This window comes from Natrialba asiatica DSM 12278, assembly GCF_000337555.1.
GTDB lineage: Archaea > Halobacteriota > Halobacteria > Halobacteriales > Natrialbaceae > Natrialba > Natrialba asiatica.
Genome location: NZ_AOIO01000029.1, coordinates 22,577 through 38,390, shown reverse-complemented (window position 1 = coordinate 38,390; position 15,814 = coordinate 22,577). Strand labels below are relative to the sequence as shown.

Genomic DNA, 15,814 nt, shown 5'->3' with positions numbered 1-15,814 from the left:
AGTGTTGGACTGGATAGTTGTCTGTTCCATATTGGACGGCTGTTCCATCTCTGTACGAGATCGAACAGCCTTGACAGCAGAGAGGGATGAGTGGTAGTGGAGGGCTGTATCGTCGTAGTAGAGAACGAACCGTCGTAGTGGAGCACGGCCAGTAGTGGATGACTGTGGATTCCGTCGTATACAACAACGACAGCTGGCGACGTCGTCGTTCGGCCCGACTGTTACCCTCCCGACAGCAACGATCACTCACTCGAGAACAATTCCACCCCTATGGCCTCGGCGATCGACGTAGTCTACTCCCAATCGATGACTGACTGCCGGCTGTTCAGATTCGACAGTTGTCGAAAATTACTAGCTGTTCGCTGGCCGATCTAGGGCGACATCGATACCGTCCTGTCCAAGTTACCCCACGCTCCCAATCTTGTTCTAACTGTGGGGTAACTTTGATGTCGCAGAGTTGTTATGCGACTCTGCTGGACTATCAATATTGACGGCTGGCGTCCACTTGTCAACGACTGGGGTGGCATCTGTCTGGCCTACACTGGCCTGGAAACCCCCTCCCCTCACTCTCTGTGTCAACCAAAATCTAAACCAAACCCACTCTATTGACGGCTAGCAGGACCCGTCTTAATCGATAAGTCCCATCAGTGGTGGTAGAATTCTATTCCCTACCACTATCGATTTGACGCCGACAGAGCAACTTTGAAGTAAACCTACACGAGTCCCCCTATATGCCATCTCTAGGGGAGACTCTGACGAATATCTACGAGCGTGTACAACAGCAAATTGATCTAGAAGAAAGTGAAGTAACAGATGTCTTTACAGACAATAATTTCTTTCGGGAATTAGGTTATGAAGGAATACCACTTGATGTCCGTTCAGAAAACCATATTGTTGGTGGAGATCGGCCCGATTATTTTGCGAAAGACAAATACGGAAATGTAATATTCGTAGTCGAGTTCAAGAAACCATCTCGTGATGAAGACTTAGCGAGTCATCAAGATCAACTCTGGGAGCAGTACGTTGTTCCACTTAGCGCTAATTTTGGGATTCTTACTGATGGTAAGGAACTCATCCTTTACGAACGCGGAAATCGAAACCGATGTCAGCGAAAATACCGAACCCGACTGGATAACGCCTCTGATGAGGAAATCGTAGAACTTGAGCGTCTATCGAAACCAAATTACAGTTTCACGACAACCGAGGAAGTCGACTCGTACTTTGAGACTTCTGATCCAGTGTCTGTCGGTGAATTAGTCGATGGCGAAAGGGTGGGGCAAAAAGAGTTCCTTGACACCTTCCGATTAGAGAAGGGCACGCTGTTCTATGAGATGCTTGAACAGACGTACGAACTTCTCGAGTACTATTTGGAACAGGATTATTCACCGACAGATGAAGACACTTTCCCAAGAGATGCATACGAGTTCTGGCTGGAATACTACTCCTCAAAATCAGATTCTGATTCTAGTTCTGGCCCTGGTTGGTATGATTTGCCCAAACCGTGGCGGGAGATTGCAGGTAGCGCCTCGAATAAATACAAAGTGATGTTTGCCGTCGAGACAGTCCAATCCTTCCTCGGACGGTTGATGCTAGCTAAGGCTTGTGAGGACTATGATTTTCCCAATGTGAGTATCTCTGAGCACATTAAAGAGGAGACAATCAATTTCCGGGGGAATATCCCACCAATTGCTCATATACGTGCAGGACATAGCCTAATGGGCCAAATGAGGAATGAACTTGTTGAATCAGTATTCGAACAGGACATCTACTATTGGTGGACTCAGCCAGCAGAAGAGTTAGAAGGGATGTCCTCTCGAGAAATCGTGGAGGAAGATTGGCCGTCTGAAATCGAAAACTTCGGATTGAGCCTTGTTGAGTTCACCATCACGATGTCTCGGTTCGATTTCTCTACTGTCCAAGGGGACCCTCTAGGTGAACTCTACCAACAATATTTTGATCCAACGACACGACGGACGCTCGGTGAATTCTATACCCCACCGAGCTTATGCGAATATATTATCGATTCAACGGGTTATGATGAAGATGCGCAATATCGTCGGCTCATTGATCCGGCCTGTGGTTCAGGTACATTCCTAATGTCGGCCCTCGACACGTATCTTGATGGGGTTGAGGACGAAGAACTCCCCAGTGAACTACAGGATCTCTGTAATGGAGGACACATTGTCGGCCTTGATATTCACCCATTTGCAGTTGTACTTGCTCAGATTCGGTTTATGCTCGAGATTCTTGAGGAGTATAAGAAAGCAATCGAGATGGAACCAAATCTCGTGCTACATCGACTCCCGATATTCCGAACAGACTCATTAGTTGACGAGTCACAAGCACCAGCAGGGAATGCGACACTAGAGACGAACTATGCTGATGATGTTGTTGAATTCACGATGAAACTCCCTGTCCGAAGTGACAGTGAGTTCGAACCAATGGATTTTGAGTTTCCAACATTTAGCCATGTCCAAGAGCGGACTGGAAACGAAGTTGGAGAACGAGGTGATTACTTTACTGCCCTTTGCGCAGTCTTTGACGCTGTCAAGGATTATGCAGAAGATGAAGAATACTCGATTGAACAGGCTGATCTCGCACCATTCTTCTACGATTATTTTGATCGTGTCCATAATGTCGATCAAATTTCCAGTGTCTTCTACGATACAGCAAACAAGTTCCTTGAAACAGTACGTGAACTCAGAGAAGAGTATAACGACGGGCGTCTACTCAAATTGATTGAGGACGTTGTACTTGGAGCGGTTCTCAAGAACGAAATGCCATATGACTACGTTGTCGGAAATCCACCTTGGGTCGCCAAACAAAGCCAACAGCTTGACGACGAACACGATTGGAGGATGAAACGGCTCTATCTCTCAGCTTGGAAAGAAACAGATCCGTATCTCCAGTTTATGGAACGCGGGTTAGGGATGCTGCGCGAAGGGGGCACTCTTGGTTTTCTTGTATCTAATCGATACCTTACAAACCAAGGCGGAAAGGAAATACGCGGGCTTCTCGCGAAAAATAACATCAAGGAGATTATTGACTTTACTGATTACCAATTATTTGACGATGCAACAAACTATTCGAGTCATATCACAGTTGAGAAGGCATTCGACAATGATGACTGGGAGTCCTTCATCGAAGATGGCTCCTTCACAAACCAACACGAGATCTCAGCTACGAGGGTTCGTGATTGGGACGGCAATATTTCCAACCTTGTCGAGAAAATCCGTTCACGAGAGCCAACCGATACAATTGACTTCTTCACTATTGACTCGTCTCGGTTCCAAGATCGTGTCTGGGTTCGAGAAGACAGAGTCGCAACTGAAGAATACAGCGAAACATTCGAAAGTCAACAAGGGAGAATACCGTTAACTCGACATCTGCCACTGGCAGACATCTGGCCAGTATCGCCACCTAGCGAATACGAATTAATTGATCGCATTGAGTCTAAGATGGAGATGCGATTAGGTGATAAATTGGTTATCAGGAATAACGAACCAGAGGCAGCACCAAACTTAGTCGGCGATAATGTTCGAGTTGGAGTACAAACAAGTGGTGATGGAGTATATGTCGTTGAACCCACCATAGGTATTGCAAAAGAGAAGCTCCATGAATTAAATCAATTAACAATATCTCCAAAGAATATAGATAGGACATATACGGTCGAGACAGATCTACTTAAAATTGACATTACCGGAGAAGATGCCGATCGATGGTTACCAAATTGGAGTAATCGATTAGTATTTATACCATATATCCAAGGGGAGCAAAAGGCAGAGTTGATTGAACCTACATCATTGGCAGAGAAGTATCCACATACATGGGATTATTTCACAGACATAAACGTTCTGGAAACATTATCTGAAGAATCAGGTGAGCGTCAAGAAATTCATGAGGAATTAGCTATAAAATTCGACATTGTTGACGAGGACAAATTAAAAAATACGACTTTAGATTCTAATGATTATCAAGAGTTATCTAATATACTGAATGAGAATCCAGAAAGGGTTGATGACTTAGAAGAAAGCCTCTGGTGGTATCGGTTTATGTATAGGAAAAATATTGAAATATTACCGAAGCCGAAGATATTGACAGGTGATCTCGTTCAGTATAATAAACTCAGTTTCGATGATAGCGGGATCATGGCACCTCACAACGTTAGTGTCTATGCAATCCTCCTCCCAGAGGAGGATCGATATGTTATCGCAGGTGTCCTCAATTCAGCACTTACTGAATTCTATCACAAACAACACTCAAGAGTACATGCTGGCAAGGCCTATCGGTACATAGAGGATCATACTTCACAATGGCCAGTGATTCGCCCATCAGGGGAGGAAGAAGCAGAGCTCGAGAGCCTTGTAGAAGACATACTCCATCTAAAAGATCTCAAGATCAAAATACCACAGTTCCCAGATCCGTACATAGCAGCAGCTCGTGAGGAAGGCCGAGAGTTCACTACTATTTCGTATACCCCATCTTCATCATATACGGCTGATCCAGTGGTACAAACTGATCTTTCAGATGAGTATAGTATCGTACTAGATGATGGAGTGATCGATGATGGCATTATTGACAACAGAGCAAAAGCGAAATACGTCAAAGAAGCACTTAGCGGGACTGAACTCAATTCTAATAACTCTGTTTCAGTTCCTATCCCACTAACAGATTGTGTTGCTGAAGATGCTCTTGATGAATTGGTAAACGATCAGGAGATGATAGAATGTACGAGTATTGCCGATCTCGAGTCGGAAATTGATGGTATTGTATATGATCTATTTGACATTGAATTGGATGAACATCGAGAGATGATTAGGAGATATAACAATCAATTTGAGACTACCCAACCAATTGAACCAGAATTTGAATAGAATACTTACTATAAAATCAGATAGATCGTTCTAAACGAGTTTTTCTGTTACAGGGGCTGTCCACTCCACCACAGCACCCATCTCGTCTGCGGTTCCGACGAGCGTTCTTCTGCGCCAGCAGAAGAGCGCGAGTCAAAGAGTCGACGATCTCCTTGGAGATCGCTTCGATTCGATTAATCTGGAGGTAGATCACGCTCATGTCTAAAGCTAACAATCGATTTTTCAATAACTCTGTTTCGTCCTGTACAGCTGCAAACTCGTCCAATTGGGATCCACGACCCTTACGTACCACATCGTCCGTCGATCGACGTTCAAGATAGAATGTCGATCCCCGTTATCAAACGAGCCGAACCCTCGTTAGAGAGCTACTATCACCAGTATTTCAGGATAATTCCCTACTCCGACTGTGTCCGCTGTCCCGACACCCGATGGATGAGGGGGCTTTCGGCATCTGTGGGCGTACTATGATTGCGACAGTGCGACGTTGGAAGACAGAGTTGATATCCTCGAGTTCCGAGGATGAGACACCGATATATTGTATTCTAATTCACCTAGTAACTTAATATTGTTGCCTGGAGCCAAACAGGCCACCCAAGCTCTAAGTTTATTTTATCCACAGAGTGGTAAAGTCTTATGTTAATCGAGAATGTATATGAATACACGAACTAGTGATTTGCTCTGATCCAGAAATTGTGTTTTCTATTGTTCTCGGCGACGATCGTCGAGTGTCAAGAGAGATTTTCTACAGCGCGGTGGAACTCCCGAACACACAGGTGGAGTTTGATGTCGACGCCGAAGTGACGATCATCGGAATTGCTCGAGAAGACGCAGATATCTATCACACACTGATTGATCAGCTCCTGGCTGATGTCTACCAGTACGAGATGAAACTCGCCCAGGAGGGCAAGCAGACGGCTGTAATCGACAACTGATACTGGTTCGGAGCCGTCGCATATGCAGACTAACGAGACTGAGGACTCGCCACTGGACAGCTTCGAGATCAATACCTATACTGTTACTGTCCCGGTGCGACTCAGTGAATTCGACTCATACGACGAGATCGAGCTCGCGATCGTCGAGGTGACTGCTCGATCAATCGCTGACGATGTCGACCATCTCGACGAGAGTGACGCGTCGTATGTCGCAACAAAAGTTGATCTGAACTCTGCAGAACTCGAAGCTGTCTTCGATGAGGGAGTGGACGATGTCGTCAGCGTCGAGACGAACACACAGCTTGGACTTGCACCTGAAGTATGATTCATAGATTTATGGAGTCGATTGTCGAGACGGAACGGTACTGGGAAATCAAAGGAATCGGCCGTATCATTCTCCTCTTCTCGATCTTCGTCTATGGGGTGGGATTACTCCTCCTTCGAGCTCATGAAGAGAAAAAGGAAGCCGAGGGTGGTGAGGAGTGAGCGACGTCGAATGTGAGTATTGTGGAGAGGCGTTCAAGGAGCAAGGACTGCCTGCTCATCAGCGCTACTGTGACGCTGTTGAAGAGGAGGGTAGTCAGGGCGGGCCTGAGTACTCGGATCTCGAAGAAGCCGTTCTTGAACGCGATGACAATGCCTGTGTTCGTTGTGATGCTGATGGAGATCTCATAGTGCACAAGATCGATCCATCTGGAGAAGATGAGAATCGAAATCTTGTCTCCGTCTGTGGAGATTGTGATGGAGAGATCGACGGGCTTCACCCCCGGACGAAGCGAACTAAGATCCAGTCTGAGTAGTGCTCTAGCTCTTATACACCGTATTTCTGATGAAGCAAGACGACGTCGACGCCGATCCCTTCGAACAGTGTCCCTTTTGCGAGAGCCTGTTCGAGAACGTAGAATTGCTCTATAACCACGTCGATCGGGCACATATAGGCAAATAGTGGGAGTTTTAATACAAATGACTGAGAATAATGGTGGAGCACCCGAGAACAACGGGAATGCCGAGAAACATGGACTGTATTCTGATCGATCGAAGCTCTTCCAGCGTCTGTCGGACAACGAGAAGAAACTCGTGATCGACATCAGTACCGACTTGATGAATCGAATCGATGGCACTGTCGGTGCCTATGAACGAGAGGCGATCCGAAACGCAGCAGTCGATGCTGTCAAGCGATCGCGAGCTAACGAGTACATTTTGGAGGAAGATCTCGTCCAGAGTGGAGACGAAGCTGCAGATCGGGCCAACAAGGCCTATTCTCGGTTGATGCGTGATACTACCCAGGAACTCGAGAAATTGGGGTTACTCGAGCAGAACCCCGAGACGCGCAAGGCTGACGCAATGGAGTCCGGTTGGATGGAGCGGATTTCCAATGCAAAGGATGCATCTGACAACGAATAGCTCTGTTCTAGGCTAATTTCTGCAGTTTTCATCGTCGCAAATGTCTGCTGAAGAGGCGAGTAGCCATCCTCTCGACCCGTATATTTCTGGCGAAGATCGCTATGTTCGGTTCGCAGACGACATCCTTGGGGTCGATCTAGCGGAGGTACAGAAGAAGCTCCTCCGGGCCGTCACCCAGGATAGGTATGTCGCTGTCATAGGGGCCAATGGAGCCGGTAAATCGTACACAGTTGCCATCCTTAACCTAGCCTGGATCTACACTAACCCGAACGCGATCGGGATTATGACGTCTGGATCTTACCAGATCCTTGAGGAGACGGTTTTTAAATCGATGCGATCGCTTCTCGAGCGTGCTCGAAACAGGGGTTTTCCTCTTCCAGGAAAGATGAAGCACTCTCCTCCCCGTCTCGAGTTCGAGGATAACGCCGAGCGATATTGGAAAGCTATCTCAGGTCGGTACCCTGAGAATCTAGAGGGGAGACACGCTGAAAGGGTGCTTTGCATTTTAGATGAGTGCGACAAGCCGGATCTCTCTGCCCAACATTTCGATAGTGCCCTCTCGAGTGTGACGGATAGTCGCGATCGGTGCATCGCCATTGGGAATCCACCATACGACGAATCCAACAGCTTCTACGAGATAATGGAGAGCGATAGATGGGAAGTGATCCACTTCTCGTCATTCGAGAGTCACAATGTTCAACTCGAGGCAGGAATGATTGAGGGGAAACCAATCCCTGGATTAGTCGACCTCGACCAAGTGGTGGCGGACTTCGACGCCTGGCATCCGAACAAGGGATTCCCTGGCGTCGAGGAGTCGCTCGAGATGATTAAAACGGATCCTGATACTGGGATCCCTTACGTCGAGGAGTCGGGATACGACGAGCGCTTTTATAGACGACGGCTAGGCGTTCTCCCGCCAGATGGTGCACAGTCTGTCCGCCCGTTCTATCCTGAGGGTGTAGCCCGTGCAGAGGATCGCTGGGACGGGATCAATCCCCACTACACGCCCGACTACGATGCAATCGGCGTCGACATAGCGCGGGGAGGGGGCGACCGGACAGTTGTAGTCGGCATCACCCCCTCTCGAGTCGACGTCCTCGAGAATGTCGAGAGTCCAGGGGATCACTCTGTCAATAAGCGCCTTATCGAGCAGAACATCCAAGATAATCGGACGCCAGTTATCGTCGACGCTGTCGGTGAAGGATCAGGTATTGCAGATGAACTCAATCGCTCATACAACGTTACGCGGTTCAAGAGTTCGGAGAATGCTATAGAGCCTCACAAGTACCACAACAAGCGTACTGAGGCGCTTTGTGCAATCGACAAATGGCTTGAGAGTGGTGCGATCGAGCCACAGTCCGACCTTGCGTCTGAGTTGCGATCTGCCTCAAGACATATCGAGCTCACGGAGAAGTCGACACGATCGTCACAGGCGTGGAACGCGACGTCGAAGAAGGAATTAAAGAAGACATCGTCGATGGGACGATCCCCCGATCTTGTGGACGCAATGGCGCTTGCGTGTTGGGCGCTACGAACGGAAAGAGCCCACGAGGAAGCAGGATATGGATTGTACAGCTACTGAATCTGCAGTTTTGTCGCATATATGAACCTTCGAGATCGGATTTCGAGCGCATCAAGGGGTGTCGCTGAGTCCCTACTCAGTCACGGGGATCCAGACGTCCAGACAGAGAATCGACGTGGAGAGTACGCGCTGTACAGTCTTGGGGCGGATGTTGGATCGATCCGACCCAACAAGGGTGATCTCGAGAGATACTGGGAGCAATATCAGACGTGTCCACTTGTTCGCGTTCCGATCCGCCAGTACGCTGAGGATGTCACGGAGCCGGGTTACCGCGTCGATGCTGACAACGATGAGCTCGCAAAGGAACTCGAGAGTTGGCTCTCTCAATCTGGCATCATTGCTGGGGAGAGTCATCGAGACTTCTCCGAAATCCTCGATGGTTCGATTGTGCAGCAGGAGGTTCGTGGGACAGCACTCGTCGAAGTCGTCCCCAAGGCCGAGAGTGAGGACGAAATCTGGGGTTTCCGGCTTCTCAACCCCTCCACTGTGCAAGCCTATACCTACGAGAATCAGGCCGTGCTGATCCGACCTGACGATACTGAACTCGACGGCATCAATCTTAGCCATAGAGGCGAGGCAGCTGCATATGGACAGTGGGCTAATGGTGCTCTCACTGGCCCATTCGACGACAAGGATACCGTCTTTTTGTCTCAAAACGATGTCGTCAAACTCGTTCAGGATCCAGACACAAGCGAGATTTTTGGCAACTCGTCGATCGCACCCGTCTCTAAAGAGATCGACGAACTCTACCAGATGTTAGGTGATTTCTCGGAAGCAGTGAGGAGCAAGGGCTATCCCCATTGGATCTTCAAGCTCGGTGAGCCCAACGGAGACATCACGAATCCTCGAGCCGGAATCTGGCCCGAGGAGGAGATTAAGAACTATCGAGACTCCCACAAAGACGGAGAATGGGAAGTCGGACAGAAGGACTTCGTTCCAGGCGATGTCAAGGTAGAGACGATCTCGAGCGATGTGCCCGAGATCCAGGAGATTCTCGACTGGTACGTCGAGGAGATTCTCTCTGCGATGCCTGTCCCCAAGTACAAACTTGGATTCACGGATAATGTCAATCGCGACGTTACCTCCGAGCAGTCACCACAGTACGAGCGGACTGTACAGATGGAACGACGGCGACTTTCAACCACCTTCGAACCTGTTCTCCGTCGGAAGGCCGAGGAACTCGGTTACGCTGAATCTGACGTCAATAGCATCCGTCTGAAGATTGAAGAGAGTCACGACGAGAGCCCCCTTGAGCGGGACGACTTCTCCATCGGCGATTTCCAGGAATTTGCACAGGGAATCAACACTGCGACCGCTGGAGAGCCACAGGAGGTTGTGAGTGTTGACGAACTCAGAGATATGCTTGGACTCCCGGATCGAGACGAGTCCAATCAGAATGGCACTGACAATGTTAAGAGCGAGACTGAACAGGCTGTCGAGTCTGAGCTAAAGGATCTGTACGACAAACCGGCCACTCCAGACTCAGTCGAGACTGGAGATAATAGATCGAAGGTATCTCTCGAGGACTAATCCGTTATGACTACTAAGGATCTGACGTATGTATTGTATACTCGCGAACCACATGAGCAGTTTGCTCCACCCAAAACATACGGTGTTAAGCTAGCCAGAGATCCACATAGTTGTGACGAACTCTGGGCACTCGATAGCGAGATCGACCTTGAAGACTACAACGCTGAAAAGCTGACAGAGGGTGAAGCTGTTGTCGAGGGATTTCGGATGGAGCCAGGAACCCTGTTGCCAGATGTAGTAGACGACATACAGTCGCAGATCCAGGAGGGGTACGGGATTGACATCAAGGAGGTTTCTGTGGATGACACCACACTCTACGACTATATCAAGAATCGCACTACCTCTCTACCAGCAGGACACCAGAGGTACATCCAACCGTTTGATTATGAGAGTATTTAGATACGAAGGCCCCGGTATTGATTGCGCTCCGATGTGGTGTGCACTGGATGAGACGTACGACGGGTTTCTGTTTATTTGTCAGACGACGGAGCCACACTACTATCTCCCTGACTCGACGGAGTCTAAGTTTCTTGATATCGAGAGTGCTCGAGAAAGCGGATACCCTGTTGTTAGAGGAAAACATCTCAAGGCAACGAAGGCATCTGTGCTTGCAGATGCATCTCCGACAGTAGGCTTCATACTAGGTGATGGCTACTCGTTCAGTGATCTGAAGGATGTCTTTGCTACGCTGCGAGATGTGCTTCGTGATCACGGATACGATGCCTATCTCGATCAGAATAGTCAGCAGGGCAATGATATCGTCATAGACGGGCGTAAGGTTGCAGGATTTGCATACGGAGGAGGACTCGCTGGTATGTTCATCAACGGAGGAATCGAACTGCCCATGTACGAGCACATCCGATTGCCTGACTCCAAGTTCGACGGGAAACTCGTAGACACCGTTGAAGAACGGATTGGCACTATTGATGAGATAGATGATTCACTGGTTAACGATGTGAGGAATGGGATCGTAGATACACTCGAAATTGATCATACTGAAGAAGAGATCCCTGACAACGTGTGGGTACGTCAAGAAGAACTTATCGCCGAGATGACGAGCGATGACGAACTGTTCAGATTGTAGCTCTCGATAGTACATGGCTGAGATAATTGACGACTTCGAAGATGAGGATTTGACGGAATATTATGGTGACGTCGATATTGCTACTATCTCATCAGAGGATTCTGCGTCCGGAGGATCGCATCTCTTTATAGATCCAGTTGATTCCACCCCAACGATCTATTCGGATCCAGAAGATGGACTAAATACGTATCCAGAGCAAGGACACGTATTTCGACTCTGGATACGAACAGAGATTCTAGATGGGCAATTCTCGTTCTTATTCGGTTGTGATGCCTATACAAATGACGAGGGTGCATTAGAAGATAACTCCTGGAGCGTCGGTGCTGACTCAACCTCTACTGTAACCCTCAATGATGGGTACTCTGGAACCGAAGTCACTGGGGATTACGTATTACCAGAAAATGAGTGGATTGAGGTGGAGGTTGACTGGGGATCTACTGCCACTGGAGAGACAACCGCGACGTTCTACTATGATGGAACGCAACAAGATCAGCTCACCATCACTAGTAACTCAGCTGATGCCCTTGGTATCGGGTTTAGTAGTGGTTCAGCTGGTGATAAGGAAGCAGCTGCATTTCACTGGGATGGTGTTCGTATCACAGATACTGACGACAGTCCCGATCCAATAATAGAGAATGCAACTGCGTTGAAGACAACTCTGTCTTCAAAAATACTCCCACCCCACGTCTCTACCCAGACAGTAGAGATTGAGACGGCGAGTGCAAGCGTCACTACTGGGAAAACAGTTGTCACCTCTCCATCAGCGACCGCTGTGGGTTCGCCCATCACATCACAGATAGATTTACAGGGATATCCGCACAGCCCCTCAGAGACTTCATCAGTATCTCCTGTGTCGATCACGACAACGAGTACTATTACTACAACGACACCAGAGACGATGTCATCGAAAGCAGATACTCCTGCCACGGTTAGTGTCAACGGTGATGGGTTGTTACCGATCGGCCATTCTACTGTTTCAGCAGGGATACATACCATTGGTGCATCGACATTATCACTTGATTCGAGAGCATCATCGAAAGTACCGATAGAGGGAGTTGCTGCGCCTCTCACTGCTGAATTCTCCTCCGTTCATAGTGTGGCTTCGGTGGGTTCTACGAGTGGTATGGCTGCCATCAAGGGGGATTCGATAGCTTCGACGTCTACAGCCATTGCAGAGGGGGCTTCGTCAATAGTTAGTGCTGATAGTACGCTGTCAATTGGGGATGTATACACAACATCACCAATTGGGAACGAGGAAGCAGCTCCAGCCGTAACTCGGGTTGGCACTCGAATCACCAATCCGAGTGTGTTCACCACTAAGGAAAGTGAGATTGAGCCGTACAACTACGCCTACTCAAGCTCAACGGGTGAGCTCATCTTCTTTGACAACGAGGGGAACGTTTCGTGGAGGAAGAGTCTTCCAGAGGAACCGTTTGACATTGTTGTCGATAGCGACCGAAATGCGTACGTCTTCTACAACAATCAACCTGATCGGATTATCTCCTACAGTCCAGATGGTAATGTTCGATGGACTGTCTCAGAGGAGGATGTTGCGGGGTTCGGTGATTCTGACATCGAATTCCTTGATATCGACATCAGCGACTGGGGATACCTGTACATTCTAACTGACAGAGTTACCGACTGGGAAGACGACTGGTGTGTATTCGTCAAGGACACAGGCACCAATGGATGGCCAGATATCCCTGAGTACTCGATAACTGACGATGAGGCAGGTGACTCTCCAAAGCTCGTCAGATACGACGATGAAACATCTGATGAATACCCAGAATCGCAGCGATACTTGGTAGTCTCTGGTGGAGAAGGGGATCAGGGAGCTCACGTCAATCACAATACGGTGTACATGGACGAGAGTCTCGGGAGCAACTTCGATCCCGTCGGTGTTATTCCAAGGTACGATGTGAGTAGTCCAGAGCCCTTCGTATTTGGCGAAGATATCCTATATTTCGTCCCAGAAGGCACTGCAGATCCACACGGCATCTCTCTTTTCTCTAATGATGTGATTGATGGCGTTGCTGACGACGATGATGCGCTCTATTTCATTGAGACGAATGGATCAAACTCGACGAGGTTGTTCAAGTACATAGCTGAGAATCCATCTGAATCGATTCACCCCGACAACGACTATGCAGAAATTGTCTGGGAGCGAAGCATCAATTCAAGTTCGGGCTCGATTGAGATAGATCAGACTGGGACGATCTACGTGGGGTGTGAGTCTGACGGAATCCGAGCGTACAACGCAGATGATGGCTCTGAAGCGTGGACGCTTGACGACGAGTCGTACACGACCGTCTCGCATCCACAGCTTCCAGGGAGTCAGGATGCCTGGGAAGCAAAGAATACCGTCGTCCGGACGGTTGCTGATAATTCGTTGAAAGTCACCAGTGCATCTGTTGATCCCCACACTCCGCTACGTATAATCGTTGACGAGTCAGAGGGACTCAACGCAATAGTGAGGATCCCGAACCTACAGAGCACAAGTTCGTCTACGACCGAGACTAGAGGTATTAGTGCAACAGCGGATATCGATCAGACAGTAGGACACTCGTCTACTGAAACTGCTCCGGTTCTCACTGAATTGGCCATTACTCAATTCACAGATATAATCGCTACTACAAACTCTACTCCCGTGTCAACCCCTACGTCAGTGACGATTGGCGAGCCTGAGTTGGTTGGACTGGGTGTCTCAGATACGGATAGAGTTGGTGTTGGTGTAGATCCTGTCGATACGACTGGAGCGTCGTTGACCACTAACCGCACAGTCGTGTACAATGGAAGAGTGGAGATTCTGGACTCCAATGAGATGGCTACTAGCCTCAATGAAGATGTCGATATCGGAGTCGGAGCGAGTATCCTTAATCCGAGTGAAACGACTCACACACTCGTAGAGAGCGCTCTGTTGGATACTACAGCGCACCCAATTGCTGTGGAATCACACTCTACAATCAGAGATTCCTCGACGATTTCCCTCACTGCTCAGGAACTTACACCAAGTGGGTTCTCAGTAGCAACTCCAAACGTTCATCTAGTTGAATCAGAATTATCACTAAGCGAAATTAATACACTACAGGGGATTATTGATGATGTCCATGCTGACGTCGTCGATATCTCTATTCTCGAGATCACTTCCGGGAAGTTCGAACGTGACGAGGCAAGGCTACTGATTTCTTCAAAGATATCGATTCCTGAATCGGAGACAAGCGGAGCCACCTCATCTAAGATAGTGTTTGCTACTTCGATTCCAACAGATATCTCCTCTATATCTAACGCCAAGAGTGGAGATCTTACGTATACCACTACTACACTCCAAGAGAGGAGCAACATATTCACCAGTATCACGCTAACTCCAACTCTAATTGATCTCACGGTTAGTCTCCATGCCCCATTCCAGTACTCTCAGGTTGTAAGGAAATTGTCCGTTGGATCGAATGGTATGAGCGTCAGTGGTGAGAATGATCTACGTATTAGTGGAGGGAACGACGCTGATATATACAGTTCTGAGAGATCAGACGAATGAGGGCTCTATTCCCAATATTATATCATTCACGGAAGCATAAAGTCTTATATTAGTATAGAGCGTAAGATAATACGCGGGTAGCTCGTTTCTTGAGTAGTTCTCATCAGTGACAGTCGCAGTAAAGCACTTTTAGAGACAATTATGGCTTATCTACACAATGACGGAGAGCTGCTTGTTCTCAACGGCGCGTTCGACGGACGTACTGTGGAAATAGGGCTCTTCGATAATTCGACGGATGCACTTGCTGAGGATAGTACGTATGCTGACATCACTTCGGAACCCGTGGGTAGCAACTACGCACCTCAGTCGGTGAGTAATCATACCATCTCGCAGAACGAGAATGGGAATGCTGAGCTTAATCTTGGCGAAATTAGTTTCGATGTTGGGGATTCTGACGTTGCTGTTGACTATATCTACGTTCGAGATAGTTCGAGCGGGGATCTGATCTTCACCAGTGAACTTGAGCAGACGTACGATCTCGGCTCAGTCGACGTTCTGGATCTCACGAACGTTGGGATGGCTGTTGAATAACGTCGGTGGTATGTGGTGTGTGAATCGTTCTATCTCAAGTCTGGAGACACTGCACCTGTCCTTGAGGCTGTGCTACTCGACGAAAACGGCGAGTCGATCGACCTCAACGATGCCGAGGTTCAATTCCGACTCCAAGAACCACGTGGTGGATCACCTGTTCTAAATGACGCTGCCACTAGCTTTGATGCTAATGGAGGGATTGTCAGGTACTCCTGGAGCGAAGACGAGATATCCGAGCTCACCGGGCGTTTTCGAGCTGATTTCATCGTGGATTATCCCGACGGATCTCAGGAGACATTTCCTAATGACGGGTTCCACGACGTAATTATCACTGACTGATTT

13 protein-coding genes are annotated in these 15,814 nt (G+C 48.3%); all 13 read left to right on the top strand.

Annotated elements, in window-relative coordinates; translation table 11 throughout:
• Window positions 1–731 precede the first annotated feature (731 nt).
• The 13 genes from C481_RS10895 to C481_RS10840 all read left to right on the top strand — a co-directional run bounded on the left by C481_RS10895 (window position 732) and on the right by C481_RS10840 (window position 15,811).
• On the top strand, window positions 732–4,874 hold the full coding sequence (locus C481_RS10895; protein WP_152422175.1) for an Eco57I restriction-modification methylase domain-containing protein: 4,143 nt from the start codon (window positions 732–734) through the stop codon (window positions 4,872–4,874).
• Window positions 4,875–5,647: 773 nt separating this feature from the next.
• On the top strand, window positions 5,648–5,806 hold the full coding sequence (locus tag C481_RS10890; protein WP_206537177.1) for a hypothetical protein: 159 nt from the start codon (window positions 5,648–5,650) through the stop codon (window positions 5,804–5,806).
• Between the two features lie 22 nt (window positions 5,807–5,828).
• Complete coding sequence (locus C481_RS10885; RefSeq protein ID WP_006109256.1) at window positions 5,829–6,131, top strand: hypothetical protein; 303 nt, start codon at window positions 5,829–5,831, stop codon at window positions 6,129–6,131.
• An 11-nt stretch (window positions 6,132–6,142) separates the two neighbouring features.
• On the top strand, window positions 6,143–6,292 hold the full coding sequence (locus C481_RS21950; protein WP_161605630.1) for a hypothetical protein: 150 nt from the start codon (window positions 6,143–6,145) through the stop codon (window positions 6,290–6,292).
• Window positions 6,289–6,606, top strand: a complete 318-nt coding sequence (locus C481_RS21720; RefSeq protein WP_152422174.1) for a hypothetical protein — start codon at window positions 6,289–6,291, stop codon at window positions 6,604–6,606. The genes C481_RS21950 and C481_RS21720 overlap by 4 nt, the downstream gene beginning before the upstream one ends.
• Before the next feature lie 163 nt (window positions 6,607–6,769).
• Window positions 6,770–7,210 carry a hypothetical protein gene (locus C481_RS10880; RefSeq protein WP_006109255.1) on the top strand — a complete coding sequence of 147 codons (441 nt, stop codon included), beginning with the start codon at window positions 6,770–6,772 and terminating at the stop codon, window positions 7,208–7,210.
• A 40-nt stretch (window positions 7,211–7,250) separates the two neighbouring features.
• Complete coding sequence (locus tag C481_RS10875) at window positions 7,251–8,792, top strand: hypothetical protein (protein ID WP_006109254.1); 1,542 nt, start codon at window positions 7,251–7,253, stop codon at window positions 8,790–8,792.
• Between the two features lie 21 nt (window positions 8,793–8,813).
• A complete protein-coding gene (locus C481_RS10870; protein ID WP_006109253.1) occupies window positions 8,814–10,322 on the top strand; it encodes a phage portal family protein in 1,509 nt (502 codons plus the stop codon).
• A 6-nt stretch (window positions 10,323–10,328) separates the two neighbouring features.
• On the top strand, window positions 10,329–10,721 hold the full coding sequence (locus tag C481_RS10865) for a hypothetical protein (RefSeq protein ID WP_006109252.1): 393 nt from the start codon (window positions 10,329–10,331) through the stop codon (window positions 10,719–10,721).
• 31 nt (window positions 10,722–10,752) lie between these two features.
• On the top strand, window positions 10,753–11,406 hold the full coding sequence (locus tag C481_RS10860; RefSeq protein ID WP_006109251.1) for a lipoate--protein ligase family protein: 654 nt from the start codon (window positions 10,753–10,755) through the stop codon (window positions 11,404–11,406).
• A gap of 13 nt (window positions 11,407–11,419) precedes the next feature.
• Window positions 11,420–14,941 (top strand): hypothetical protein, encoded by a 3,522-nt coding sequence (locus C481_RS21715; RefSeq protein ID WP_152422173.1) that lies wholly within the window; start codon window positions 11,420–11,422, stop codon window positions 14,939–14,941.
• A gap of 141 nt (window positions 14,942–15,082) precedes the next feature.
• Entirely contained in the window at window positions 15,083–15,472 is a 390-nt protein-coding gene (locus C481_RS10845; protein WP_006109249.1) for a hypothetical protein, read from the top strand.
• A 15-nt stretch (window positions 15,473–15,487) separates the two neighbouring features.
• On the top strand, window positions 15,488–15,811 hold the full coding sequence (locus C481_RS10840) for a BppU family phage baseplate upper protein (RefSeq protein ID WP_006109248.1): 324 nt from the start codon (window positions 15,488–15,490) through the stop codon (window positions 15,809–15,811).
• Window positions 15,812–15,814: the final 3 nt, after the last annotated feature.

Excerpts from the sequence above, each read along its gene's own strand:
- C481_RS10880 (WP_006109255.1), top strand. The coding sequence starts at position 6,770 with ATGACTGAGAATAATGGTGGAGCACCCGAGAACAACGGGAATGCCGAG.
- C481_RS21715 (WP_152422173.1), top strand. The coding sequence starts at position 11,420 with ATGGCTGAGATAATTGACGACTTCGAAGATGAGGATTTGACGGAATAT.
- C481_RS10885 (WP_006109256.1), top strand. The coding sequence starts at position 5,829 with ATGCAGACTAACGAGACTGAGGACTCGCCACTGGACAGCTTCGAGATC.
- C481_RS10860 (WP_006109251.1), top strand. The coding sequence starts at position 10,753 with ATGTGGTGTGCACTGGATGAGACGTACGACGGGTTTCTGTTTATTTGT.
- C481_RS10870 (WP_006109253.1), top strand. The coding sequence starts at position 8,814 with ATGAACCTTCGAGATCGGATTTCGAGCGCATCAAGGGGTGTCGCTGAG.
- C481_RS10875 (WP_006109254.1), top strand. The coding sequence starts at position 7,251 with ATGTCTGCTGAAGAGGCGAGTAGCCATCCTCTCGACCCGTATATTTCT.
- C481_RS21950 (WP_161605630.1), top strand. The coding sequence starts at position 6,143 with ATGGAGTCGATTGTCGAGACGGAACGGTACTGGGAAATCAAAGGAATC.
- C481_RS10865 (WP_006109252.1), top strand. The coding sequence starts at position 10,329 with ATGACTACTAAGGATCTGACGTATGTATTGTATACTCGCGAACCACAT.
- C481_RS10845 (WP_006109249.1), top strand. The coding sequence starts at position 15,083 with ATGGCTTATCTACACAATGACGGAGAGCTGCTTGTTCTCAACGGCGCG.
- C481_RS10895 (WP_152422175.1), top strand. The coding sequence starts at position 732 with ATGCCATCTCTAGGGGAGACTCTGACGAATATCTACGAGCGTGTACAA.